The organism is Kineosporia succinea (assembly GCF_030811555.1).
GTDB classification, from domain to species: domain Bacteria; phylum Actinomycetota; class Actinomycetes; order Actinomycetales; family Kineosporiaceae; genus Kineosporia; species Kineosporia succinea.
Genome location: NZ_JAUSQZ010000001.1, coordinates 6,042,391 through 6,066,456 on the forward strand (window position 1 = coordinate 6,042,391; position 24,066 = coordinate 6,066,456).

Below are 24,066 nucleotides of genomic sequence, written 5' to 3' on the forward strand. Positions count from 1 at the left end.
ATCTCTTTCTCATGATGTCTTCCTGAACCAGGTCGTGCTGAACCAGTCGGTGGCCGCGCCGGCCTCGATCGTGGTGATGAAACCGGCGTCGTACTCGACGACACGCTCGTCGAGGTGCTTCTGGGTGACGACGCGGTGGGTGATCCGCCAGCCCGCCTCGCTCCGGTGCCAGGTGTCGACGTAGAGGCTGCTGCCCTCGGAGACCCTGAGCTGGGTGGGCTCGTCGGTGCGCTGGAGGGTGACGTGCAGGACCTCGCTGACGCTGCGTGCGGTGGGGGAGTCCAGATCGATCAGGGTGTTGGCGATCAGGTGCTGCCCGGACAGGCGGGTGGCGTTGAAGTCCTTCAGGAACTGGCCGAGGGCGGGGGCTTTCAGCGGCTGCGCGCTCACACCCACCAGGTCGATCGCGGCGTCGTCGGTGAAGACGGTGTCGTACAGGTCCCAGGCGTTCTGGTCCTGGGCCTGGGCGTACCGGTGCAGGGTGTCCTCGATCGCGGCGCGGTCGAGCAGGTCCTGGATGCTCATCGGTCGGGTTCTCCTCAGAAGCCCGCGACGGCGGGGTTGCGGGCGGCGTCGCGGGTCAGTGCGGCGGTGCGCTCGTCGTAGCGCACGCGGGTGCGGTTGTCGCTCTTGCGGACGAGGACGCGGTGGGCGATGAGCCAGCCGTCATCGGTGCGGATCAGGTCGTCGACGTACAGGCCGGCCGAGCGCTGCACCACGACCTCGTCGCCGTCCTTCTCGGTGGTGTGGGCCAGGAACTCGGTGACGGTGCGGGCCCGGTCTCCTTCGATGGTGAAGAGCGTGTTGGCCAGCAGGTGCTGCCCGGAGAGCCGGTTCGCATCGAACGTGCCGGACAGGAATTCCACGAAATCGGCCGCTCTCAGGGGCTCTTCGAGGTAGCCGGGGATCTCCACCCGGGCGTCGGGGGTGAACGCGCTCAGGTACACCGGCCACTGCCGCTGGTCGATGCCCTGGCTGTACCGGCGCAGGGTGCGCACGATCGCGGCCCGGTCGAGCAGTTCGGCGGGGCTGGTCACGACGCGCTGCCGGTCAGTGGTTCGGTGATCGTCAGGAACGTGTTCGGGTACTGCGGTCGCAGCGCCTCGCCGATCGCGAAGGTGGCCAGGTCGGCGTAGGTGATGCGGGAGGTCTCGTCGAGCACGATCTTCTCGTGAACGGCGTGCGGGGTGCCCAGCGGGCCCTCGTAGATGTAGGGGTTGCGGATGACGGTCCAGACCACATCGGTCTCGGCCTCCAGCAGCACCTGCTCCATGCGGTCCTTGTCCACGACCCGGTTGCCCACCATGTCGCGCAGTTTCACCACGTACGGGCTGCCGTCGTTGCTGGAACCGGCGCCGTGAGTGCTCATCAGCACGATCCGGCGCAGGCCCCGCCCGGCGGCCTCGAGCAGATGCCGGGTGGAGACCTCGCAGACGTCCACCGGCTGGGAGTCGTCGATCTGGTCCTTCGTCCGGCCCGACTCGGGCCTCCCCAGCGAGGCGATCACCGCGTCCCTGCCCTCGGAGACGGCGGCGATCACCTCGGCGTCGCGGGCGTCACCGACGACCACGGTGAGGGACGCGTCGCGGACCGGCAGCGCCTCGGGCCGGCGTACCAGCGCCGTGACCTCGTGCCCCGCGTCCAGCGCCCGGCGCACGATCTCCTGCCCGGTGCGCCCGGTCGCCCCCAGTACTGCCAGCCGCGCCACGTGCATTCCTCACTCTCTCGGTCGAGAAACAAGAGAAGTACACTAGAACACAGTGTTCCGAAGATTCGGAACGGATTGTTCCTGAAGTTTGGTCGATTGTGACTCAGGTCATTCATCTCAAGGAGGAGACAGCCGCGTGGACCCCCGCCTCGAGCGCACCCGGCGCTCGGCTCACAGCGCCGCGTTGAGCCTGCTGTCCGAGGGTGGAATCGCCCACCTCACCCCGCAGAACCTCTCGCGGGTCTCCGGTCTGGGCCGCACCACGCTGTACCGGCACTGGCCCACGACCGTGCATCTGGTGCTCGACCTGCTCCAGACCTTCCGGATGCCCGACTTCGAGATGGTCGAGGGCGACCTGCCCACCCGGCTGCGCCACAACATCGCCGCCCAGCACGCGGCCCTGCTCGACCCGGAGTACCGCGTCATCTTCCAGACCATCCAGAGCGTCGCCCTGGACGACGAGGTGCGCGCGGCCCTGGTCGAGATCAACCGTGAGCGCATCGAATCGGTCGCCCGGGTGCTCGCACCGGAGTACGACCTGCACGGCCAGAACACCGCTGTGGCCGAGATCTTCGCGCTCATCAACGGTCCGCTGCAGCAGATCACGGCGTTCCTCGGGGAGAGCAGCCCGCGCCTGATGCCGGCGATCGTCGAGTCGGTGCTGGCCTACCTGCGCGAGAACCACGCGTCCGGCGCCGCCTGACGGTCCGCTGGGTGTGGTTCCCGGGTTACCCGATGATCAGGGCACCGGTCTCGAGCCGGGCGCGGGCGCCCAGGGGAACGGTCAACTGCACTGTCCCGTGCCCGAACTCGAGGCCGGTCACGATCGGGACCCCGAGCCCGCCCAGCCGCTCGAGCAGGACCCGATCGATGTGTTCGGGTTCCCCGCAGCGTTCCCAGGAACCGCAGGCGATCCCGGCCGCGCCCGCGAACCAGCCGCTGCGCAGCAGCTGGGTCAGCATCCGGTCGATCCGGTACGGGGACTCGTTCACGTCCTCCAGCAGCACGATCCGGCCCTCGGCGGGCGCCAGCTCGTCCGACCCCACCAGCGAGGACAGCAGCGACAGCGTCCCACCGGTCGTCACTCCCTCGGCAACCCCCGGCACCAGGGAGTGCGTGCCGGTCAGGGTCCGACCTTCCGAGGGGTGGAAGAGCGCGGCCCGCAGGCTTTCCAGGACGACGGCCGCCGGGTCGGGGAAGCCGAGGACCGGGCCGCCGAGAACGGGACCGTAGAACGTCTGGACCTCCAGACGACGGGCGAAAGCCTGGTGCAGGGCGGTACTGTCACTGGAACCGACGAAGGGTTTCAAAGGACGCGCGGAGCTGGCCTTGCGCATCACGTCCCAGTCGAGATGGTCGAGAGTACGCACGGCGCCGTACCCACCGCGGGCGCAGTACACGGCGTTCACGTCGGGGTCGCACCAGGCGTCCTGCAGGTCGCCCGCGCGTGCCTCGTCGGTCCCGGCCAGGTATCGGCCGGGGTGCCGGTCGAGCACGTGCGGGGCGAGCGAGACCTTCAGCCCGAAGGACCGCAGCACGTCGCAGCCCCGTTCGAGGCGGTCGGCCAGCACCGGGCCGGAGGGCGCGACGACGGCCACGTGCAGGCCGGGCTCGAGCGGGCGCGGTTGGCGAAGAACGGGCGGGATGCGCACCGGTCCTGAGTACCACCGCGGGCCTGTTGCCCATGAGGGGGCAAGGGATCTGGCCGGGCCGGATGCGGAAACTCTGCCCTCTCGGTCATCGGGGATGTCGTGTTCACGGGCGCGCTCTCCTGAGCGCGCGCACCCGGTCATCATCTTGACCAATTTCGTCCAGATATCCAGACTGGATGGTGCCACCTGCTCTGCGTCGTTCACTCCACCATCCCTGGAGGCGTGCCGTGCCCGGAAGCGAAAGCACCCCTGAACCCGACGAGTCCACGCACGCCGAGCAGCGCTGGGCCCTGAACGAGGACTGGCTGGCCACCGCCGTCGGCCTGATCCTGCTGGTCCTGGTCCTGACCGGCGTCGTCACCGAAGGGCTGGTGCCGTGATGAGCGACGTCGCGCCCGCCCGGCACGAAGCCGTCGTCCCGGACACCGGGCGCCGGGTGGCCTGGTTCCTGCTCGGCATCCTGGTCGTGCTCGTCCTGGGCTGGGTCACCCACTACCTCAACGACTCGGTGCCGGACTGGGCCGAGGACACCTGGGCCGACGACATCGCCTCGGCCGTCGAATACCCCGTCTACGCCATCATTCTCGGACTGCTCGGGAACGCCCTGCTGAGCGCGACCGGCCTGCGTGAGCGCCTCGCCGCCGGGTTCCGCACCGAATTCTTCATCAAGACCGGTCTGGTGCTGCTCGGCGCCTCGATCGACCTGCAGCTGATCGTGGACGCCGCCGGCCGCTCCGTCCTCCAGGCCGTCCTGCTGATCAGCATCGTCTTCGGGTTCACCTGGTGGCTCGGCGGACGGCTGGGGCTGGACGAGCGGCTGCGGGCCCTGCTCGCGTCCGCCGTCTCGATCTGCGGGGTCAGCGCCGCGATCGCCGCCGCCGGCGCGGTGCAGGCCCGCAAGGAGCAACTGGCCTACGCGGCGAGCCTGGTCATCGCGTTCGCCCTGCCCTCGATCTTCCTGCTGCCCTGGCTCGCGGATGTCCTCGGCCTCGAGGACGCGGTGGCCGGGGCCTGGATCGGCGGCAACATCGACACCACCGCCGCCGTCACGGCAGCGGGCACGCTCGCCGGCGAGGGACCGCTCGAGATCGCCACCATCGTCAAGGTCACCCAGAACGCGCTCATCGGTATCGTCGCGGTCGCTCTGGCCGCCTGGTTCGCCTACCGTGTCGACCGGACGCCCGACGCTCCGCGACCCGGAATCGGTGAGTTGTGGCGCCGTTTCCCCAAGTTCGTGCTCGGTTTCATCGCGGCCTCGGTGATCGCGACCGTCTACCTCGGCCAGGTCGGCGCCGCCGACGGCAAGGCCCACATCGCGATCGTCAACGACCTGCGTATCTGGTTCCTGATCCTGGCCTTCGTCAGCATCGGCCTGGAGTTCCGGGTGCGCGCGCTGCGGGAGGCCGGCTGGAAACCGGTCGCGGTGTTCGGGGCGGCCACCGCGGTCAACATCGTCGTGGCCCTGGCGCTCGCCTCGATCCTGTTCTCGGGCTTCGTGATTCCGGCCGGCTGACGAGCCGTCTGGTTCGTCCTGACGTGCCTGCCCGGGTCCGGGGTCCGAGCAGGCAGGTCAGGACGACGGGTCGCGTTCTCGGGGAACCGGGTCAGCGGCCGTCGCCGGCGGGAAGGAACGGCGTGTGGCCGGTGGCGCCGAGGGCGGACCCGGGTGCGGAGAACAGGTCGCGCTCGCGCAGGAGCGGCAGGACGCCCTCACCGAACCAGTACAGCTCCTCCAGGTGCGGGTAGCCGGACAGGACGAACTCGTCGATCCCGAGGGCCGCGTACTCGGCGATCCGGTCGGCGACCTCGGTGTGCGAGCCGACCAGGGCCGTCCCGGCCCCACCGCGCACCAGACCGACACCGGCCCACAGGTTCGGCGTCACCTCCAGCGCGTGCGGATCGCGCCAGTCGCCCCCGGCCCGCACCCCCTCGTGCAACTCGCGCATCCGGGCCTGCCCGGTCGACTCGCTGCGGGACAGCCCGGCCTGGGCGGCCTCCACGACCTGCGGGCCCAGGGCCTCCAGCAGGCTCCCGGCCTGCCGCCAGGCCGCCTCGGAGGTGTCCCGCGCGATCACGTGCAGCCGGATGCCGAAGCGCACCCGCCGCCCTCGCGCGGCCGCGAGATCCCGGATCCAGGCGATCTTCTCGGCCACCGGGCCGGGTGGCTCGCCCCAGGTGAGGTAGACGTCGCTGTGCTCGGCGGCGACCGGCCCGGCGGCTGCCGAGGACCCACCGAAATACAGCGGCGGCGGCGCCGAGGGCACGGTCGGCAGCCGGGCTCCCTCGACCTGCAGGTGCTGTCCGCCGAAGGTGACCGTTTCGCCCCGCCACAGCCTGCGGACCACGGTGAGGAACTCGTCGCAGCGGGCGTAGCGCTCCTCCTTGGACAGGAAGTCGCCGTAGGAGCGCTGCTCGTGGGCCTCGCCGCCGGTGACCACGTTCAGCAGGAGGCGGCCCGGGGCATGGGCCTCGAAGGTCGCCGCCATCTGAGCGGCCAGGGTGGGGCTGATCAGGCCGGGACGGAAGGCGACGAGGTACTTCAGCCGCTCGGACTCGCGCGTCAGCATGGCCGTGGTCAGCCAGGCGTCCTCGCACCAGGCGCCGGCCGGGGTGAGGGCCCCGGTGAAGCCGAACTCCTCGGCCGCGCGGGCGATCGAGCCGAGGTAGCCCAGGCTGGCCCGGCGGTCCCCGGACGTGGTGCCCGCAGGCAGGCCGTGCCCGCCGCCGACGATGAACCGTGAGTCGCCGTACGTGGGCAGGAACCAGTGGAAGGTGAGGGACACGCGCTGCCTCTTCTCAGATCTGGCCGTGACGGGGCGGGGCGACGCCGTCCAGCAGATGACGCCCGATGTGCTGGACCTTCCAGCGGGCCGGGTCGTGCAGGGTGTGGGTACGGGCGTCGCGCCAGAACCGCGACAGGTTGCCCGAGCGCTGTGCCGAGCGGGTCCCGGCCAGCTCGAACAGCACCGAGGAGGCCTCGACGGCGGCCCGGCCGGCGGCGACCTTGGCCACGGCGGTGGAGATCGAGGCCTGCTCGGTGGTGTCGGGGCCGGGCGCCTCGCGGGCGATGCCGACGAGGACGGCGGCCTCCCTCAGCAGCGCCTCGGCGGCCCGCACGGTGATCTCGGCCTCACCCGCGGTCTGCACCAGGAGCGGGTCGTCGGAGGCCTTCTGGCCGCCCGCCTCGAACCAGGGACGGGCCCCGGCCACCGCCAGCACGGCCGCGTCCAGCGCGGCGCGGGCGATCCCGGCGTCGATCGCGGCGTGCAGGACCTGGGCGAAAGCGCCGTAGACGGTGGGGGAGTCGAAGATCGAGGTGAACGGGACGACGTCCTCGGCGGGCACCGCAACGTCGTGCAGGCGGACCGTGCCGCTGCCGGTGGTCCGCTGCCCCATGGCGTCCCAGTCGTCCTGCACGCTCACGCCGGGGGCGTCGGCCGGGACGAACGCGATGGCCTTGTCCGCGCTGCCGTCGGGGCGAGGGGCGGGCAGTACCGCGCGCACCAGGAGCCGATGGGCGAACAGCGATCCGGTCGCGTAGAACTTCTCGCCGGTGAGCCGGTACCGGCCGGGCCGGGTGGGATCGGGGGCCAGGACGGTCACGTCGTCGGTGATGGTGCGCCCGCCGCGCTCGGTCTGGGCGTTGGCGTAGCGGGCCCCCTCCAGTACCTCGCCGAAGAAGCGCCGCTGCTGCTCCGGTGTCCCGCGCAGGCGCAGGGCCTCCAGGAAAACGTAGTGGCTGTGCGGGATCTGGCCGAGGTTGGGGTCGGCCGCGGACAGTCGCCGGAACACCTCGGTGAGCGTGGGGACGCCGACGTCCGCGCCGCCCAGCGCGGCCGGCACGGTGAGGGCGTACAGCCCGGCCCGGCTGAGCCGATCGATCTGCGCGTGGGGCAGCGTGCGGTCGGCATCGCGTTGCCCGGCACCCTCGGCGAGCCCTGGCAGTAGCGCGTCCAGCGTGCGCAGCGCCTCGTCCTCGTCGCGGATCCGCTCCGGTTTCTCTTCCGGCGGCCAGGGCGGTCCGGGTACCTGACCCGTCATCTCGGCTCCCTGATGGTTCGGTGAGAAGCACGTCCCTGAGCGCTTCTAACTCTCTTTAACTGGCAGAAGTAGTGGAGAATGCGTCAACTATCGACGTTCACGGGGGCGGCGTCCAGTCGCAGGTGATGAGCATCGGTCAGGGGAGGGTCGGTACAGCGGGCGATGTCGCCCCGGCGCTCCGTGGCATCCTGATACTCGTGCATCTACGGCCCCGGCCCGAAACCCGTGTGGCGCTTGCGGTTCCGGGCCTATGCGTGAGCGTGTCGGCCACAGCCGTGGTCGTCGATCCGTTTTCCGGGGCTCCCGGTGCTGATCGAGGTGCCGCTGGCGGCGGTGGGCGCTGACCACCTGTGCCGGGGCGTGTCTCAATGGTCGCGTCAAGCGGCATCGGTAGCTGCTGCGGGCCCGGTAGGGCTTGTGGCCGCGGAGCATCGCGAACAGGGCGTCGGGTGTGACGGCGGGCCAAGCAGATGAGAGCGGCCCCTCCTGCGGTAAGCAACCAGCGCATATCAGTCTGACCGCGCGTCGCCGACGACGCGCACGCCCGCCGTCGCGACCGGGCCCAAACACACTGCAGAGCAGTTGAAGACTCCAACTCTCGACTGCCCTGCAGGCATGCCCTCTTGGCAGAGTCGACCTTGATGTCAGCTATGCAAGGCGGTTCTACATCGTGACGACGACGATCGTTTCGGGCCGGGGGACCGCCATCCCGCTGTCGGCGGGCGGCTGTCCGAGGTGGCGTGGGTACACCTGCACCTGCACTCCGGCGGTGCGCTGTGGCCCCCAGGCCGTGATGCCCTCACCGATGGCGGCCGCGAGCTGGGCACCGAGGGGGCCGTGACCGATCGCGCCGAGTTGCCAGCGGCCGGGCTGCTTCGGGGCTCGACGGATGGCGAAGTAGGCCAGGCTCCCGCCGTCGACGAGCGCGGGGGAGCGCACCGGGATTGCGGGGGTGCACAATGCTTCGGTGACGGCCCGGGGGTCGGCCTCGATCCGTACGGTGCGGGGGTCGGTGGAGGTCAGGCGCTGCCAAACCTCGTCCAAAGGCTCCTCGCCGTGCGCCATCTCAGCGCTCCAGTGCTCGGCGCGCTCTGAGCTGAGGACCCCGTTCAGTTGTTGGGCATCGACGGTCTGGTCGGCGTCGTAGTGCAGCTTCACCAAGTCGTCCGAGTCGATGGTGATGGTCTGCTCGTTGGGCTGGCCGATCATGGGGACGAAGCCGCACAGGAAGTCCCAGCTGGAATTCCAGTGGTCACCGCCGGCCTTGGTCAGGGCCAATGCGCGGGTGGTTGCCCGCCAGCGCAGGGGAAGCACCAGGCGCCCGTCGTCGGTGAGCTGCTGCCACCAGGTCAGGGGTATGTCGGAGGCGCCGACGGTGACGATGATGCGGTCGTAGGGGGCGTGCTCGCGGGCGCCGAGCGCTCCGTCCCGGGTGAGGACGCGCACCTCGGGGAAACCGGTGTTGTCGAGGTTGCGGCGGGCATTGGCGGTGACGTCGTTGTTGATGTCGACGGTGGTCACCTCCCCGTCGGGGCCGGTCAGGGTGGCCAGGAGTGCGGCGTTGTAGCCGGTGCCGGCGCCGATCTCGAGAATGCGCTGGCCGGGGCGCACGTTCAGGGCGTGGAGCATGGCGGCGACGACGGCCGGGACGGAGGCGCAGCTGAGGTGAAGCGGTGCTCCTTCAGGGGAGGGGTGGGTGATGACGGCAGTGTCTGCGTAGGCAGTTTCGAGAGGGAAGTCTGGGACGTAGCGGTGACGCTCGACCTGTCGCATTGCGGCATCGACCCGCGGATCCAGGAGCAGACCTGAGGTGGTGGCCAGTTCGTTCGTGAGCCGGTCGACCATCGCGTTGCGCAGGGTCGCCGGGTCGGCGTCGGTGTTCACAGACATGGATCAGTTTCCCCCTTCGGGACGCGGAGTGGTGCGTTCCAGGAGCAGGCATCCGCCCCAGCGAATGTGCTGCGTGGAGTCTGCCAGGGCGCTTCCGGCGACGCCCTCAAGCAGGCCCGACTGGTGTCCTGGTGCGGTCCTGGTCTTGGGCCGGGTGGTTGGCCGTTGCCAGGGGCCGGTGAGGAGGTGGCGGGAGTCCGGGCCTGTGGGCAGTTGCGAGCTGGCCTGCTGCAGGGCGGCGGCGTCGTGGTGCAGCCCCAGTTCCTTGGCGGTGTCCCCGCACGCGAGCGCGGTCGCTTTAACTCCGGCCCAGCCGTGACAGACGTTGGGCTCGGTGATGAGCGTGCGCTGGCGCAGGTCGGCCACGACGCACAACAGGGCGCGGTGCGCCAGGTGCACCCGCGATTCATCGGTCAGGGCGGCCCCGGCCAACTGGTGTGCTCGGGCGATGCCGGGCGCGCCGTAGCACCAGGACGGCCGGGCGGGTGTCGGCTGTACCTGAGAGGGGTGGGCCTCCAGCTGGGGTAGTTCGATGAAATTGGGCCACCAGACGGCGCGATCGTTCTCCTGGCGCCAGTGGTCAAGCCAGGTGCAGATCGTGTGGATCGCGTTGTCCTGGCCAGGCACGGTGATCCCGCGCAATTTCGCCGTCGACAGCAGGGCCAGAGGGCCGCTGATGCCGTGGGCCATCCCAAAACCTGCGTGAGCGTGGCGCGAGCGCATTGAGGACTTTCCAACCTCCTCAGGAGTTGAGGATCACCACCTGAACCGCGTTCACCAGCCGCGTCGCGTGAGCGGGACTGGAGCGGATCTTGTGCAGGAGACGCCAGCTCTTGAGGTCGGCATTGGCGCGCTCGCCGGGAGCTCGCATCTGCGAGATCGATGTGTTGACGGCCTTTTGGCCGGTTGAGAGCTCCCTGCGGGTGAAGAGGTGGGAGCTGCGGTCGTGGCGCAGTCGACGAAACGGCGCCCGGATCGTAGGCGCGGCACCGATGTAGGCGGTGTCGGCGAACGTGTTGACGCCGGCCGCGCCCAGAGCGGCGGGGATTCCGTGTTCCTTGGCGGCTCCGGCGTCGTGGCGGGCCCCGGGCAGGGCCGGTGATGCCCAGATCAGCCGGCCGGCCGGATCGGCGATGACCTGCACGTTCACCCCGTGAGTCTTGTGCTTGCCGGAGTAATAGATGCGGTCGCCTTTCGAGGCCATGGCCACCCGGTCGATACGCAGCAGTGTTCCGTCCAAGGTCACGTAGGCCTTCTTCGCCGCGGCCTGGATGGCCTGTTCCAGGGGCGGGGCGAGGCCGGCCAGGACCTCCAGGCCTTCGCGCAGGTAGCGGTAGGCCGTGCTCGTGCCGACCTTGAAGCCGATGGCCAGGTCGCGGTAGGTCTCGCCCTTCTTCAGGTGGGCCAGGAGCATCAAAGCCTGCTGCCCGGAGGACAACACGCGCCAGCGAGTTCCGCTCTGCTTCCGCTGGGTGCGCAACGCGTTCGTGACGAACCGCAGGTGTTGGGTGGACACGTTCATGCCTGAGCGGTAGACAAGCACTCGGAACTCCTGGTGATGGATCTTGATCTCGACAATCGTGATCCCACCAGGGGTTTCTTCAGGTTTCGGCCACCGCCACGTGCACCCTTACCGCCCCCGTGACAGCAGAGCTCCCTGCGCTTCCTGCGTCTCGGGAGGTTGGAAAGCTTTCACTGCGCAGGACGATGTCGGAGGCGTTGTCGGCCAGCAGCCGGTAGGCCTGCACCAGATTGTCACAGGCACGCCTGCCCCGTGGTGAGCCGGAGATATCCGTGAAGCGGACCATCACGCCGCACACGGGTGCCGGTCGTGACACCGCGCCGGGCTCGAGCATCGGCAGGGGCTGGGCGTCAATGTCCAGCCATACCGTGCGCGCCTCCGGCGGGATGATCACCCCCATGAGGAAGCCGGTGACAGGACGGCCCGTGGTCAGAGCCACCAGCGCAGGGTGCCGATCTCCCGGCAGCGGCATCCCGTCCTCCGTGACGGCCTGCCATCGAGGGTCCAACGACGTAAGCCCCACGAGCTGGCGCCAGGACAGTCCCAGCAAGGCCACCGCCGCCGGGTTCGCCGCGACGATCTCGCCATTGCCGTCCTGGACGAGGACAGCACTGCTCGACCCGTGCAGGGCGGCATGGTGTTCAGTGGCGGCACGCAGCAGGGGATCCGTATGGGGCCGCCACCGCAGCTCACCATCGGCATCGGAAACGTCGCGGATGTTGCTGTTCGGCGCAATCACCTTGAGTAGCCTATACGTGACTCAAGGTTGGCAATGCGGTATATCGTCACCTTCTGTGTGAACGCCCGAACGGTCCACATGAAATCCCGCATACCCTGGCATATGGCGCTCGGCGAGGTCGAGGTGCTGATGGTTCCCCTGTGAGGGCCGCCGGGGCTGTCCCGGATCCGATCACGTCTCGCCTGTGACGATGTGCCTCCTCTCTCATGCGAGATCCGCCCACCCGCTTACCCGGGTCCTGGCCGTGACCCCGTCACCGCGAGCACGTGCAACGGCGGCTGCACGGAGATGTATCCGGCTGGTCAGGACCGCACTGGAACAACCCGTGGAACGTCGTCACGGTTGCATCGGGGCCAGATGCCGCACGCGTCGGCCCGCCGGGCTGACACCCATGCCCCGGAGGCCACGATCGCTACCGCCGACCGAACACCCCGAGCACGAGAAGTCCCTCTCAGAGCGAGCTCCAGAAGGCCTCATGCCCTCCACCCAGGCCACCTTCCACGGCCTCGGCGGGGCTGGCGATGACCCACCCCGGCCACCGCGCCGGGGCCTACGCTCGGGCCCTGAGCGCAGGAGCCGTGCTGGTCCTCATACTGGCCACACCACCGGCGGCTCTCCTGGCCTGGACCCAACCGCCCTGGCAGGCAGCCCCACACGTCCTGCGAGCGGCCTATCTCGGCCACTACGAAGCCACGCCGGCCCCGGCGGCCGTGCTCGTCGGCTGGGCACTGTGGGCCAACCTGCTCGCACGCGCCCTGCAGACGGGCCGCGCAGTCCAGCGGGCGCACCACCAGCAGCGCGCCGCCAAGCCCGGTTGCGACCCGCGTCCCACCTCGTCCGTCACGCGCGGTCTTCCCGCGGGCCGTCACACGGTGGGAACCCTCGCCGGACTGACAACCGCCCTGATGATGGCGCCCAGCCCCGCCCACGCAGCCCTCCACCCACCCCGTACCCAAAGCGCCTCGCCAACAGAGAGTCCGGCCAGCTCCACCCAGAATCCCCGCCCGCAAGCCCCCCACCACGTCGTGACCGTCCACCCCACCGGACCGACATCCACGCTCTGGGCCATGGCCGAGCACTACCTCGGCGACGGCACCCGCTGGCGCGACATCTGGCACCTCAACCAAGGCCGCCGCCAGGCAGACGGCACCACCATGACCACACCCGGCACCCTCATCCCCGGCTGGACCGTCCTTCTCCCCGACGACGAAACCGCCTCAACCCCGAAGGCGAACAACGAGCCCCCATCAACCACCCACAGCAGGCTCACCTCCCAGCTCTACCGGATCACCGCCGGAGACACCCTCAGCGGCATCGCCACCCGCTTCCTGGCCGACGCCCACGACTACCCCCGCATCCAGCACGCCAACCAGCCCCACATCCCCGACCCCGACCACATCCACGCCGGCGACGCCATCACCCTGCCCGACAACACCCACGACACCGGCCCCCGCACCCACGCCCGAGGAACCACCCACCAGCCCCAGCCCCAGACGCCCCGCCCCGACAACCAGCCCGACCCCCCGACCCCGGCACCATCCACACCCGAGCCCGCACCCCGTCCCTCATCCACAACGCCACCACCCGCAACCCCCAGCGCGACAACCAAAACCGCCACCCCGCAGCCACAAACGATCCCGCACAACCCCACCGCCACCGAAACCCACGACACCACCGCCTGGGCCCTCAGCACCGTCCTGAGCGCGCTCGCGGTCCTGGCCCTCCTGCGCGGGAAACGGTCCCGGAAGCGCGGCGGCCGGCACCTGGCGGACCCGACCGCGACGCGGCGCCGACGCGACAGGCCAATGGGGGACGACGCGGTCGGGGAAACATCGCAGGATTCCGTAAGTGCCACCTGGCAGCAGGAGCCGGACGAGCAATTGACGTTCGCGGACGAGGAAGAACAACTCCCCGAGGAGCGCTTTCACGCCGGACCGCACACGGACGCCGCGATCGATCGCGCCCGGGACCTCATCCAGCGCAAGACCCAGGACCTGCAGAACCGAGACCGCCCAACCGGCCAACACCCCCGATCGGAGCCGACTGAGTCAGAAAAGCGGCGGGATACGGTTTCGTCGGCTCCTCGGAAAAGCCCTGAGAAGCAGCGCGAATCAGGTCGCTCGGCATCAGGCCCCCTGCGCAGCCGTGAATCTGAGGAAGCCGATCCCAGCAACGCCGACAATCCCTCGAAACACGGCTCCCAGCATCCCGCCGGGCTTCTGCACACCGCGCCACCTCTGAAATCCTCCGTCCATGAGGCCGGTCAGGCCGTGCGCACCTCCCGGTGGGTTCAGACCCCGCCCCGGGCACAGACCGCGGCCCCGACGCCCACGCACAGGCCTTCTGGCGACCCTGCGCTGCCGACGTTCCCCATCACCGACTCGGCGCCCTCGAACCCCGAGAGTCGCCGGGTGCTGGTGAAGTTGTTCGGTGACCCGGCCGTGCTGGACCTGAACGGCGAGCGCGTCCAAGGATTGCGGCGTGGGGCGGTGCAGGTCCTGATCTACCTGGCTCTGCATCCGGAGGGCGCCGAGCTGAACGCGCTGCGCGAGCTCCTGTGGCCCGACATCGCGATGAGCCGCGCCGCCAAGCGCCTCTCGACGGAGATCGCGAATCTGCGCCGCACGATGCGCATCGCGCTGGGCGATCCCGAGAACCTCGCGATCAACGCGGTGCTGAACACCGGGAGTCGCTACCAGATGGCGGACTTCGTCGTCACCGATGTCGCCGCGTTCGAGAAGGCGTTGAAGGTCGCCGGGCACGCGAGCACGTCGAACCCGGCCCGGGAGCGGGCGTTGCGCGAGGCGATCAGTCTGCAGACCGGGCGGCTGGCCGAGCGTCCCGCTCTGGAAGGGGTCTGGCTGCATCAGCATCGCCGCCGGCTCCTGCTGGACGGGGCCAAGGCCCGCATCACCCTGGCCCAGTCCATCCACGCGTACCGTCCCGACGAGGCCCTCGCCCTGATCCGCGAAGCAGCTCACCTCGACCCCGGCGACCAGAGCATCCAGCAGCGGGTGCGCGAAGCCCTGAACCGCCTGGCGCCCACCGCCCCGCCCCGGGAGGAGATCCATGCCGAGCGCTGAAAACCGCCCTCCCCAGCGGGTGCTGGCCTGGATCCAGAAAGACCCCGACCGGGCCTGCGCGGCCGTGGTTCTGAGTGTCCTGGGGGCGATCGCGCTGGCCGGCTCAGCCACGCACATCCTCCTGGTCGGGGCCTACCCGGGCGTGGACGTGACCGGGTGGATAGTCTGGACCGTCGCGGGCAGCCTGGAGGTACTGGCCGCCTACGCCGCCTGGGAAGTTCGTCGCCGCACCGGCTGGAACCGTGCCGTGCCGGTCGTGGTGCTGCTCATGAGCGTCACCTTCATCATCCTGGCCAACCTCGCCGCCGCCGACGCGCACTCCTGGGCCGCGCGGCTGCCCTGGGCGCAGGCGTTCGCGGTCGCGCCCTCGGTCGGGTTCCTGTCCGTGGCGGCAATCGCCGAAACACGCGGCTGGAAAAGAACACCCCGCCAGCACAGAAGCCGCCCACGCGAGCGGCCCAGTCAGAAGAACGAGACGGCCCGGAACCCGAAGAACCCCGACACAGCGCATGGACGCGTCGACACCTCAGAGGGCAAAGGCCGGGGACGTTCGCCGGGCACAGAACCAGAACCACCAAACGGCCACCCAATCGGAGACCTACACGTGCAGGCGGGGGAGGAGCGGACCCAGACCATCCGGCGCTGGCTCCAGGAAGGTCATGCTCCCCGGGACATCCGCCGGCTGGGACCTCAGCTGCTGAACGTCCACGTCTCGACCGTGAAGCGTGAACTGCAGGGCGTCACCAGCCAAAGCCCCGACGGTGACGGGCTTCCCGGCAACCTACGCGCCGTTCCCTGACCGTGCCGCGTCTGCAGACGCGTCCCACATTCCCACCCGTGAAAGGGAGACACAACGTCATGGTCTGGTTCATCATCGACGACGGATTCAGCGAGCACCCCAAGACCATGGCCATCAAACGCGCCACCCGCCTGCCCTCCCTCGGGCTGTGGACCATGGCCGGGAACTGGTCGGCCCGCCACCTCACCGACGGGCAGGTCAGCGTCGACCTGCTCCTGGAGAAAGGCGGACGCCGCACCCAGATCCAGGCGCTCGTGGACTCGGGGCTCTGGCACGACCACGAATCCACCTGCCCCCACGACGGCGAGCAGTGCCCCGCAACACCCGCCCCCGGCGGGGTGGTCTTCCACGACTGGTTCGACTGGCAACGCAGCCGCCAGGACGTCCTGCAGTTGCGAGCGCGAAGGTCGGCGGCGGGCCGCAACGGGGGCCGGGCCTCGGGGGCCGGACGCCGCCAGGAGCGAAGCAAGAACCAAGCACGTGCTTCGACCATGGTTGAACCCCCAGCCCTTACCGATACCCATCCCAGCCCCAACCTCATCGACCTGGTCTGTCGTCGTCTCTTCGGTGACAACGCGCGCGACGTGAACGCCCGGAGCGAGCTGATCGCCCTGTGGCAGGACGCCGCCGGATCGGCCGACCTGGGCGCTGAACTGCGGAACTTCCTCATCCGCAACGCCGACACGCACCTGAACGACCCGTCGGCGGCGCTGCTGGGGTGGCTGGGTGCCGCCGCCGAACGGGCTGCGGTACCGGGCTCGAAAGTGGTTCTGGGCTGCGAGAACTGCAACAGTGGCTGGCTCGCCGACGAACCCGAGACCGGTATGCCGGTGCCGTGCCCGAACTGCAAGCCGCACCGTTACGCCCAGGGGCAGGCCGGGTCGCCCGTGCGATGACCGCGATCGTCGGCCGGGTCAGGCCGCGAGCCCGATGCGCGTGGTGGACGCTCGAGGCGATCGGTGCTGCCTGTTCGGCCAGCACGGCGCAGATCGGTTCGACGCCCCTGTGCGGCTCCAGCACGGCATCGGCCGGGTCGCCCTCGACGAGGGCGACCCGGCCGGCGTACTCAGCGATGAACTGGCTGGTGCTCGCGTGGCCGGTCGATCTCGGCCGCGAGGCAACCGGCGGCCTTGGGGTGGTCGGGTTCCGCCACCGTTCAGAGGGCCGGGGGTGTCCAGGCGGGGTTGCGTCCGGTGAAGGCGACCAAGCGGTCCAGCGCGGGGGACTCGGCGCTGACGGCGACCTCCGGTCGGAAAGGCATGCCCGGGGCGCGGTACTCGGGCTGGATCAGGCCATGCAGCACGGTGAGGGCGTGCTCGCAGGTCTCCGCGTCCGGCTGCCAGGTCTGACCGGTCGCCCGGGCCAGGTCCCAGCCGTGGCCGAGCACCTCGACCAGCAGCAGGTCGAACACTGCGTGGCCCGGGTAGGCGCCACCCAGCAGGGGCACGTTCACGGTGCTCGAGGCCAGTCCGGTGCTGGCCGCTGATCGGATCTTGGAGGTGAGCCGCTGGATGACCGGCTCGAACACTGCGGGGCCGGTGAACGCGGACGGGTCGGGGCGCTGATCGCCGTCTGGGTCGGTGAAGGCGGCATCGAAGTAGCCGAGCCAGCCGAGCAGGTGCCTGCGCAGCTGGATCACATCGAAGTCGTCGCAGGGGGTCGGCCACTTGTCGGCCTCGGGTGGGATGGCGTTGTTCAGGCGCGCCAGTTCGGCGAGCACGGGGTCGATCACGGAAGCCCTCTCTGAGAGTCGAGTACATTGAGTATAGGCACCTATCAGAAGTGCTTCGGGACCACGGGCTAGAGTCGCCGGGTGACGCCATCAGGAACCGGCCGCCGAGCCGAGTACGCAGCGGCCACCCGGCAGGCGATCCTGCTGGCGGCCCGGCAGTTGTTCACCGAGCGCGGCTACTTCGAAACCCGGGTCGAGGACATCGCCCGTGCGGCCCGGGTCGCGTCGCCGACGGTCTACGCCGCCGTGGGTGGCAAGAGCGGCTTGCTGCGCACGCTGATCGAGGACGGGGTGAGGGCGGCTGAGTCCGGCGACATCTACGAGCGGATCGCGGCTCAGGCTGACGCCGACGAACTTCTGGGCATGATCGTCGGTGGTACCCGCAACGAGTTCGAGAAGTGGGCACCCTTGATGCGACAGGCCATGGCCGCCGCCCCGCAGGACGCCGGCATCCGGGAGACCGTGAACACCGCGCACGCCAGCCTTCGCCAGGGCCTGGACGCAGTCGCCACCCGGCTCGGCGAACTGGATGCTCTACGCCCGGACGTGAGCGTGGAACGGGCCGCCGACATCCTCTGGTACTTCCTGAACAACGCGTCCTACTTCGCGCTGCTCGACGACCGCCACTGGTCGCTGGATCAGGCCGTCGGCTGGCTGCACGAGTGCCTGAACTCGGCCTTGCTGCCGCGATAGTGCGATGACCCACGAACGCCGCCCGGGCCCGGCCGCGGTCGCGGCCCGAGGCCCTGGTCGGCCCCAGCGGTGGCCCTTCTCGGCGCGGATGCGGGCGGCGCTGAGCCGCCAGGACGTTCGCGGAAAGGTTGTCCAGGATGACGCAGCTCGGCGCGCCGTCAGCCCGGGCGGCGCGGATGGACTTTGGCGCCGCAGCTACGGGCGCTGCGGCGGCCGGTACCGCCATCGCCCCCGGCACTGTCGGGGCAATGGTGCAGAGCGTTGGTCTCAACGCTGTGATCGCAACCGGATCCGCACTCTTGGCAGGAGATGCCTGTTGATGGACGAGCGTAAATTCCTCCCGTACGTGTACCTGGGCCTGGGCATCGTCCTAGCGGTTGGAGGTGCTCTGGCCCTCAAGGACATGCCGGTCATCTTGACGGTCTTGATCGGTATAAGCGTCGTGCTCTGCTTCTGGCAGGCCTATCGCGTGCGCTAACCGATACAGGTCGCGTGCTCAGTACAGCGCACAGAACCTTCTTCGGGAGCCAGGGCACTGCACCGTTCACTCGCAAGTTCTCTTGCTTGCCGCACGCCCCCTGAGGAAGCTGAGCTGATGGGATCTGGTCTTGCAAGCCAGATCCCATCAGCTCCAGGAACAGAAGTGAACGGTCGAAGGCGGTCCGTCCTGATCCAGCAATGGGCAGGCGTTCGAGCTGCTGAATAGCTGATGACTCGAATACTCCCTCCGCCAGGTACCTTTCGTGTGCGGTCTGCAAACCGTGCTGTACGACAGTGGGCCGAAGCCGAACCCCTCAGTCGCCACTCCGAGCCTGGATTCGCGGGGCACCTGGGCTGTTGGGAACCTTCACGTCGCGCCGGTCTCACACGATCACGCCGTCATCCAGGCCGAGCTGGCCACGGCCCTGTCCCTGGACCCGAGAAACGTGGTGTTCTGAGCGTCGAAGAGCGCTGGACCGTCCACGCCTTGCTCCGCCGGGCGGCCGGGCGGGCCGAGTAGGCAGAGATAGGTCCGGGCCCGGCGCGCGTCGTCGGGCCCGCACAGCTCCTCCAACAGGCGGCGACCTGTTCGCCGGACGGCCCCCCTGGTGAGCGAGCAGGCCACCGGCCTGATCGCGGCGTGGTCACCGCGGGTCGAGCGCACGCAGGACCAGGGGAGTCGTGGTGACCCCATCGTGCGCGAGGAAGCGCCCGGCGCACGGCGATCCAGACGGTCACTCCTGGAGGTCTGCGGAGGACCTGTGCTCGCGCGGACGACGATGCTGACCTGCGCTCAAGGCTTACCGCGCATACGGTCGGGGTCTACCCACTCAAGGGTGCCTTCGAGGTCAGCCGAGCGCCGGATGCTCGAGTCACCGGTTCCTTCGACCGCACCGCGAGCAAGCTGACAGGAACGGAAAACCCCGATGCCCTCGCTGCCCCGAGCCCGTCCCCCGAAGCTGCTGCGACATCCCGAGGGAACGTGGCCGCTTCCAGGATTCGGGCTCTTCATCCACACCCGTGAAGCGCTCACTGCCCGCTGCACACGCGCGAGCGCAGCGCCCGTGCTTTCTGGTGCAACAACGGGCATCGGCGATGACGACCAGGCCTTGGATGATCTGCAGCCCCCGGTATCGCTGCTGGCCGACGTGCGGGCCAGGGTCGAGCTGGTCTACAACGAGCTGGCCGCCGACGCGCTCCGGAACGGATCCCAGCCCACGCGCGTCCGCCTGGCCAGCACCGCGAAATCATGGCTGCTCAGCATCGACGACAGCAGCCCCGAGCGCGAACCGCTGAGCACAGAACCGGACCAGCCCCCCACCCGCGGCGAGCTCAGGTCCGCGGTGTCGTGCGAGGTATCAGATGCTCGAGACCACCCCACCATCGTGGTCGCGTCGACCTCACAACTTGCGGACCTGGATGCTTCTCTCGATCTGGACCCGGGGCTCAACCCGGATGTCGATACGAGCCAGGACCAGAAGCGGATACCGGCACCGCACAACGCCTTACCCAACGAGCTGGGCGTGGCCATGATCGACGCCGTCTCCAGCAGCGTCGGCTGGTACCCCCATGGCCACACCAAGACCGTATGGGCCGAGATCCCCGACGAGCCGCCCCCCGCGCTACGCCAGCTCCTGCTGCCCGACGCCAGCGACGACACGACATCCCCACCTGAGCAGGTGCTTCACGACCCCGACGGCCTCACCGGATAGCCCTCTCGGCACAGAGCCGAAAGATCGTCAGTGCGCGCTTCACCCATCAAGGAGTGGGTGGGCGACGTGGTGAAGAGCGACCCCAGCATCCTTCGTGGCGGATGTCCTGCTCGGTGATCGAATCGACCGTGGCGAACGAAGCCGTGCCGGCGTCGGTGATGAGCACGTCCAGCCCTCCAAGCGATCGACGGCGCCGATGGGTAGACGAAACAACCAGAATGCGATCATGCCGCGATGAGTGCGGCGACGTTCGGCGATCTGGTGCGGCAGTGGCGGGATCGGCTCGATCCGGCCGACGCGGGCTTCATCCGGACCACCAAGAGCCGCGCTCCCGGCCTTCGGCGCGAGGAGCTGGCGACGGTGGCCGGGCTCTCGGTCGAGTACGTGCTGCGCCTGGAGCAGGGCCGGGCCACGAATCCGTCGGCCCAGGTGGTGGCCGCGCTGGCCCGTGCTCTGCAGCTGCGGCGGTTCGAGCGCGACCAGCTCTTTCGTTCGGCCGGGCTGTTGCCGCCGCAGGACGGCCTGGTGGACAGCCACGTACCGCCGGGCGTGACCCGGCTCGCTGCCCGGCTCGGCGACGTGCCGATCGGGATCTTCGCGGCGGACTGGAGGCTGCTGTGGTGGAACGACATGTGGATCGCCCTGCACGGTGATCCGACCGGAATCCCCGAGACAGAGCGCACTGTCGGCCACATGCTGTTCGGCACCGGGCCGGCGGCCGCCTACCTGCGGCCCTTGAGGTCACCGGCCGGACCCGACGCGTTCGCAGCCACGATCGTCGCCGACCTGAAGGACGCCACCGCCCGGTACCCGGCCGATGGACAACTGGCGACGCTGGTGTCCGGATTCCGTCAGAGCTCGCCGCTGTTCGAGCGACTGTGGGCAGCGGTGGGCGCCTCGACGTTGGCCGGTGAGGAGAAGACGGTCGGCCATCCGGACGTCGGGGACATCACCCTGGACTGCGATGTGCTCACGGTGCCGGGTGCCGACCTGCGCATCGTCACCTACACCGCGGCGGCGGGCTCGGCCGGCGCCGGCCGGCTCGACTGGCTGCGCGTCACGCGAGGCCAGTCGCTCGACGCGGCCGGGGCGCGGAACGAGGGTGTGTACCGGCAGGGGTCTGCCTGATCGCGGGCAGTTGTCACATGCTCGTCCCATGCTGATCGACAAGAACGACGTGAGCGTTCCCGTCACCGTTTTCGCCCGGACGTCGGTCGCTCCCGACCGGGCTTTCCAGGTCGTGGCGCCCATCGATCTGACCACCGTCTTCAAGGCCGACCGGTTCTTCCCCGGCATCTCCAGCGTCGCCAACCAGAGCGACACCTGGGACCACGTCGGTGTGTCCCGCAACCCGCGGTTCGACGACGGCAGCACCGTCGAGGAACAGCTCACCGAGTACGTGGAGGGACACGGCTTCGCCTACGAGCTGACGGGTTTCACCAACGCGCTGAGGAACCTGGCTGCGGGGGTGCGCGGGGAGTTCTCCTTCCTTCCCGACGGTGAGGGCACGCTGATCCGCTGGACGTACGCGTTCAAGCCCCTGCCCGGGCGGCGCCTGATCATCGCCGGGCCGTTCGCCCCGCTGTGGCGGCGGTACATGCAGGCGGGGCTGAACCGAATGGTTGCCGCAACCGAAGCCACGAACGCTCCGGGCGAGGCGTGAGGGCCGTACGTGTCTCGTGCTGGCCGACGATATCGAGGCCGCCTTCCGTCCGAGCCGGCCGACGCCATGGCCCAGGCCCGCGACGCGCACGACGGCAGCCGAGCACGTACCAGGCGGGCGCCGTCACTGATCCGCCGTTCGAGGCCGCCGTCCCCGCATGGCCCCGCAGGTAGGACCTGATCCCCGGTGGACTGACACGATGCTCCACAAGATCCCGCCGCGCGACCGTTCCCAGGCACAGGCACAGGCACAGGCACAGGCACCGCAGGTCGCCCCGGGCACCTGCGGGCACTCGCGAGCGCCCTGTGGCTGGCTGGCGACCCCAGGACCGGATGGCGACGGGCGTCGGCGGTTCTCGCCGATCGGGAGTGTCGCTGTGACGCTGGGTCACTGCTCGGAGCCGAGCGCATCAGGCAGGGGCATTGCCCTGGAAAGAGATTCGGCGCGGCGGCCCGGGATGAGGCAAGTGCACCGTCGCGTAGAGTGTGCCCGGATCGCCCCGACCCATGGAGGGACTTCTTGCACGGGACCACAGATCCGACCGGCCCGGCGCGTTTCGCGATCCTGGGGCCGGTACAGCTCCGGGTCGGCGGCCGCGAGGTCGCGACGGGATCACCCCAGCAGCAGGCTCTCCTGGTCGCCCTCCTGTTGCGCCGTGGGCACACGGCGGGAATAGACGAGCTGATCGGCATGCTCTGGGGCGACCGGCCCCCGGCAGCCGCGCTGGGAACGGTGCGGACCTACGTCTCCCGGGCCCGCGCCCTCCTGAAGGGAACAGCGGTCGAGATCACGTCGTCCGCCGGTGGCTACCGGATGCACGGCGACGGCCTGCAATGCGATGCCTGGGAGCTGGAAGAGGCCGTGGCCACCGCCTCGCAGCGGGCCGCGCACGAGCTGGAACCGCTGGTCGAGCGCCGCCTCACGGCGGTGCTGGGCACCCGGGCCGGTACCCCGCTGGAAGGTCTCCCCGGTGAATGGGCCGAGGCCCAGCGAGTGCGCCTGAACGGTCTGAGGGTGACGGGGACGGAGATCCTCCTGCAGGCAAGGCTTCACGGGGCGGGGCCGACGGCCGCTGAGTTCGACGCGCTGACCGCCCTGCTGCAGGCACAGCCCCTGCACGAGGGTCTGCGCGCTCTGGCCGTGCTGGCTCTGCATCGTCAGGGGCGGCGGGCCGAGGCCCTGGACCTGTTCCGGGCCGGGGCGACACTTCTTCGGGACGAACTCGGGCTCTCGCCCGGCCCGGCCCTTCGCGAGGCCCAGGCCCAGGTACTGCGGGAGGAGCCCGGGAACATCGCTCCCAGACCGGCAGCCCACCTGCCGACGGCCCTGGCCGACTTCGTCGGCCGGGAAAGAGAACTCACCACCCTGCGCGCCGCCCTGACCGACCGGAGCGGTTCCCGGGTCGCGGGGATCACCGGTATGGGCGGCTCCGGGCGCACATCCCTGGCCGTCACCGCCGCGCACCAGCTGGCCGGGCACTTCCCCGACGGCCAGCTCTACTGCGACGTCACCGAGGCCGGCGGCCTCGACGGCGTCCTCGAGCAGTTGCTGAGACTGCTCGGTGGCCAGGTCCCCGCAGGCACCCACGCCCGGGTGAGCGCCCTCAGCCGGCTGGTCACCGGGCGCCGGGTGCTGGTGGTCGTCGACAATGCCGGTAGCGCCGATCAGATCCAGGTACTGCGCAGGGCTCTGCCGCGTACGGCGCTGCTGTTCACCTCGCTGCGCCCGTTCCACGGCATGAACGACGTGACCTGGGCTCGTCTGCAACCTCTTTCGCTTCCCGAGAGCCTGGCGCTGTTCGCCGCGGTCGCCGGGCCCGAACGGGTCGCGCAGTCGCCCGGGGGGTCGAGGGAGCTGGCGGCTCTGAGCGGTGGATATGCGCTGGCTGTGCGTGTTTTCGCGCAGCGGGTCCGCGATTTCGAGCACTGGAGTGTGGCGGCGATCAGCGAGAACATGCGGGCGGAGATGGCCGACGCCTACCCCTCCGATCACGAGGACTGCTCCCTGCTCGCAGCCCCGGTGCAGCGCACGCACGATGCCCTGGCTCCCGAAGCCGCCCGCGCCGCCCGGGTTCTCGGGGTGCTCCCGGAGGAGGAGATCTCGGCCGGGCAGGTGGCCGCGGTGCTGGGGGTGCCGGAGCACCGGGCCTTCTTCGCCCTGTCCGCCGGTACCGACGTCTCGCTGTTGCGAGAAGGCGACAGCGATCATCGGTACCGGCTCTCAGACCCGGTGGTGCGCACCGTCATGATGCGTCTGGCTCACGCGATCGACGGGCCGGAAGAGGTCGCCCGGGTGCAGGCCGTGCATGCGGCGATCAGTGACCGGCAGCAGGTGACGTGCTGACGCGGGCGG

At 69.8% G+C, this 24,066-nt stretch carries 22 protein-coding genes; 11 read left to right on the forward strand and 11 right to left on the reverse strand.

Annotated features, from left to right (window positions below; all coding sequences use genetic code 11):
• Positions 1-9: 9 nt before the first annotated feature.
• The 3 genes from J2S57_RS26670 to J2S57_RS26680 are packed head-to-tail and all read right to left on the reverse strand — an operon-like array spanning position 10 to position 1,708.
• Positions 10-525, reverse strand: a complete 516-nt coding sequence (locus J2S57_RS26670; protein WP_307247899.1) for a nuclear transport factor 2 family protein — start codon at positions 523-525, stop codon at positions 10-12.
• A gap of 14 nt (positions 526-539) precedes the next feature.
• Positions 540-1,037, reverse strand: a complete 498-nt coding sequence (locus J2S57_RS26675; RefSeq protein WP_307247901.1) for a nuclear transport factor 2 family protein — start codon at positions 1,035-1,037, stop codon at positions 540-542.
• Positions 1,034-1,708, reverse strand: a complete 675-nt coding sequence (locus J2S57_RS26680; protein WP_307247903.1) for an NAD(P)-dependent oxidoreductase — start codon at positions 1,706-1,708, stop codon at positions 1,034-1,036. The genes J2S57_RS26675 and J2S57_RS26680 overlap by 4 nt, the downstream gene beginning before the upstream one ends.
• A 136-nt stretch (positions 1,709-1,844) precedes the next feature.
• On the opposite strand from J2S57_RS26680, the gene J2S57_RS26685 reads away from it, so the two are divergent.
• Positions 1,845-2,411, forward strand: coding sequence for a TetR/AcrR family transcriptional regulator (locus J2S57_RS26685; RefSeq protein WP_307247905.1), 567 nt, complete (start codon positions 1,845-1,847; stop codon positions 2,409-2,411).
• Between the two features lie 25 nt (positions 2,412-2,436).
• Here J2S57_RS26685 and J2S57_RS26690 read toward each other — a convergent pair whose 3' ends face one another.
• Positions 2,437-3,360 carry a S66 peptidase family protein gene (locus J2S57_RS26690; RefSeq protein ID WP_307247907.1) on the reverse strand — a complete coding sequence of 308 codons (924 nt, stop codon included), beginning with the start codon at positions 3,358-3,360 and terminating at the stop codon, positions 2,437-2,439.
• A 227-nt stretch (positions 3,361-3,587) separates the two neighbouring features.
• On the opposite strand from J2S57_RS26690, the gene J2S57_RS26695 reads away from it, so the two are divergent.
• Both J2S57_RS26695 and J2S57_RS26700 read left to right on the forward strand, forming a co-directional pair.
• Positions 3,588-3,740, forward strand: coding sequence for a hypothetical protein (locus tag J2S57_RS26695; RefSeq protein ID WP_307247909.1), 153 nt, complete (start codon positions 3,588-3,590; stop codon positions 3,738-3,740).
• Positions 3,740-4,873 (forward strand): YeiH family protein, encoded by a 1,134-nt coding sequence (locus J2S57_RS26700; protein ID WP_307247911.1) that lies wholly within the window; start codon positions 3,740-3,742, stop codon positions 4,871-4,873. The genes J2S57_RS26695 and J2S57_RS26700 overlap by 1 nt, the downstream gene beginning before the upstream one ends.
• A gap of 91 nt (positions 4,874-4,964) precedes the next feature.
• On the opposite strand, the gene J2S57_RS26705 is transcribed toward J2S57_RS26700, so the two are convergent.
• The 6 genes from J2S57_RS26705 to J2S57_RS26730 form a co-directional block, all read right to left on the reverse strand.
• Positions 4,965-6,143, reverse strand: a complete 1,179-nt coding sequence (locus J2S57_RS26705) for an LLM class flavin-dependent oxidoreductase (RefSeq protein ID WP_307247913.1) — start codon at positions 6,141-6,143, stop codon at positions 4,965-4,967.
• Positions 6,144-6,156: 13 nt separating this feature from the next.
• The gene (locus tag J2S57_RS26710) at positions 6,157-7,401 is read right to left on the reverse strand and encodes an SfnB family sulfur acquisition oxidoreductase (protein ID WP_307247915.1); all 1,245 of its coding nucleotides are present in this window, start codon (positions 7,399-7,401) and stop codon (positions 6,157-6,159) included.
• A 663-nt stretch (positions 7,402-8,064) separates the two neighbouring features.
• On the reverse strand, positions 8,065-9,291 hold the full coding sequence (gene fxlM / locus J2S57_RS26715; protein ID WP_307247917.1) for a methyltransferase, FxLD system: 1,227 nt from the start codon (positions 9,289-9,291) through the stop codon (positions 8,065-8,067).
• A 3-nt stretch (positions 9,292-9,294) separates the two neighbouring features.
• Positions 9,295-10,014, reverse strand: coding sequence for a lanthionine synthetase LanC family protein (locus J2S57_RS26720; RefSeq protein WP_307247919.1), 720 nt, complete (start codon positions 10,012-10,014; stop codon positions 9,295-9,297).
• 19 nt (positions 10,015-10,033) lie between these two features.
• A complete protein-coding gene (locus tag J2S57_RS26725) occupies positions 10,034-10,834 on the reverse strand; it encodes a transposase family protein (RefSeq protein ID WP_307247921.1) in 801 nt (266 codons plus the stop codon).
• 58 nt (positions 10,835-10,892) lie between these two features.
• Positions 10,893-11,552, reverse strand: a complete 660-nt coding sequence (locus J2S57_RS26730) for a PAS domain-containing protein (RefSeq protein WP_307247923.1) — start codon at positions 11,550-11,552, stop codon at positions 10,893-10,895.
• 1,067 nt (positions 11,553-12,619) lie between these two features.
• Between J2S57_RS26730 and J2S57_RS26735 the strand changes: the two genes are divergently transcribed.
• From J2S57_RS26735 to J2S57_RS26745, 3 genes are read left to right on the forward strand one after another with little or no spacing between them, the layout of a single operon-like run.
• Positions 12,620-14,635: a LysM peptidoglycan-binding domain-containing protein gene (locus tag J2S57_RS26735; protein ID WP_307247925.1), complete on the forward strand. Its 2,016-nt coding sequence runs from the start codon at positions 12,620-12,622 to the stop codon at positions 14,633-14,635.
• Positions 14,622-15,434, forward strand: a complete 813-nt coding sequence (locus J2S57_RS26740; protein WP_307247927.1) for a helix-turn-helix domain-containing protein — start codon at positions 14,622-14,624, stop codon at positions 15,432-15,434. Before J2S57_RS26735 ends, J2S57_RS26740 begins: the two co-directional genes overlap by 14 nt.
• A gap of 38 nt (positions 15,435-15,472) precedes the next feature.
• Positions 15,473-16,330: a hypothetical protein gene (locus J2S57_RS26745; RefSeq protein WP_307247929.1), complete on the forward strand. Its 858-nt coding sequence runs from the start codon at positions 15,473-15,475 to the stop codon at positions 16,328-16,330.
• A gap of 260 nt (positions 16,331-16,590) precedes the next feature.
• On the opposite strand, the gene J2S57_RS26750 is transcribed toward J2S57_RS26745, so the two are convergent.
• Positions 16,591-17,166: a TIGR03086 family metal-binding protein gene (locus J2S57_RS26750; protein ID WP_307247932.1), complete on the reverse strand. Its 576-nt coding sequence runs from the start codon at positions 17,164-17,166 to the stop codon at positions 16,591-16,593.
• 81 nt (positions 17,167-17,247) lie between these two features.
• On the opposite strand from J2S57_RS26750, the gene J2S57_RS26755 reads away from it, so the two are divergent.
• From J2S57_RS26755 to J2S57_RS26775, 5 genes are all read left to right on the forward strand, one after another.
• On the forward strand, positions 17,248-17,859 hold the full coding sequence (locus J2S57_RS26755) for a TetR/AcrR family transcriptional regulator (RefSeq protein ID WP_307247935.1): 612 nt from the start codon (positions 17,248-17,250) through the stop codon (positions 17,857-17,859).
• Positions 17,860-19,265: 1,406 nt separating this feature from the next.
• Positions 19,266-20,051, forward strand: coding sequence for a hypothetical protein (locus tag J2S57_RS26760; RefSeq protein ID WP_307247937.1), 786 nt, complete (start codon positions 19,266-19,268; stop codon positions 20,049-20,051).
• A 234-nt stretch (positions 20,052-20,285) separates the two neighbouring features.
• On the forward strand, positions 20,286-21,179 hold the full coding sequence (locus tag J2S57_RS26765) for a helix-turn-helix domain-containing protein (RefSeq protein ID WP_307247938.1): 894 nt from the start codon (positions 20,286-20,288) through the stop codon (positions 21,177-21,179).
• 28 nt (positions 21,180-21,207) lie between these two features.
• Positions 21,208-21,714 carry an SRPBCC family protein gene (locus tag J2S57_RS26770; protein ID WP_307247941.1) on the forward strand — a complete coding sequence of 169 codons (507 nt, stop codon included), beginning with the start codon at positions 21,208-21,210 and terminating at the stop codon, positions 21,712-21,714.
• 519 nt (positions 21,715-22,233) lie between these two features.
• Entirely contained in the window at positions 22,234-24,057 is a 1,824-nt protein-coding gene (locus J2S57_RS26775) for an AfsR/SARP family transcriptional regulator (RefSeq protein ID WP_307247943.1), read from the forward strand.
• Positions 24,058-24,066: the final 9 nt, after the last annotated feature.

Bases quoted from the DNA above. Each gene is read 5' to 3' on its own strand.
- J2S57_RS26670 (WP_307247899.1), bottom strand. From the start codon at position 525: ATGAGCATCCAGGACCTGCTCGACCGCGCCGCGATCGAGGACACCCTG.
- fxlM (WP_307247917.1), bottom strand. From the start codon at position 9,291: ATGTCTGTGAACACCGACGCCGACCCGGCGACCCTGCGCAACGCGATG.
- J2S57_RS26710 (WP_307247915.1), bottom strand. From the start codon at position 7,401: ATGACGGGTCAGGTACCCGGACCGCCCTGGCCGCCGGAAGAGAAACCG.
- J2S57_RS26735 (WP_307247925.1), top strand. From the start codon at position 12,620: ATGGCCGAGCACTACCTCGGCGACGGCACCCGCTGGCGCGACATCTGG.
- J2S57_RS26760 (WP_307247937.1), top strand. From the start codon at position 19,266: ATGCCCTCGCTGCCCCGAGCCCGTCCCCCGAAGCTGCTGCGACATCCC.
- J2S57_RS26740 (WP_307247927.1), top strand. From the start codon at position 14,622: ATGCCGAGCGCTGAAAACCGCCCTCCCCAGCGGGTGCTGGCCTGGATC.
- J2S57_RS26720 (WP_307247919.1), bottom strand. From the start codon at position 10,014: ATGCGCTCGCGCCACGCTCACGCAGGTTTTGGGATGGCCCACGGCATC.
- J2S57_RS26770 (WP_307247941.1), top strand. From the start codon at position 21,208: ATGCTGATCGACAAGAACGACGTGAGCGTTCCCGTCACCGTTTTCGCC.
- J2S57_RS26700 (WP_307247911.1), top strand. From the start codon at position 3,740: ATGAGCGACGTCGCGCCCGCCCGGCACGAAGCCGTCGTCCCGGACACC.
- J2S57_RS26765 (WP_307247938.1), top strand. From the start codon at position 20,286: ATGAGTGCGGCGACGTTCGGCGATCTGGTGCGGCAGTGGCGGGATCGG.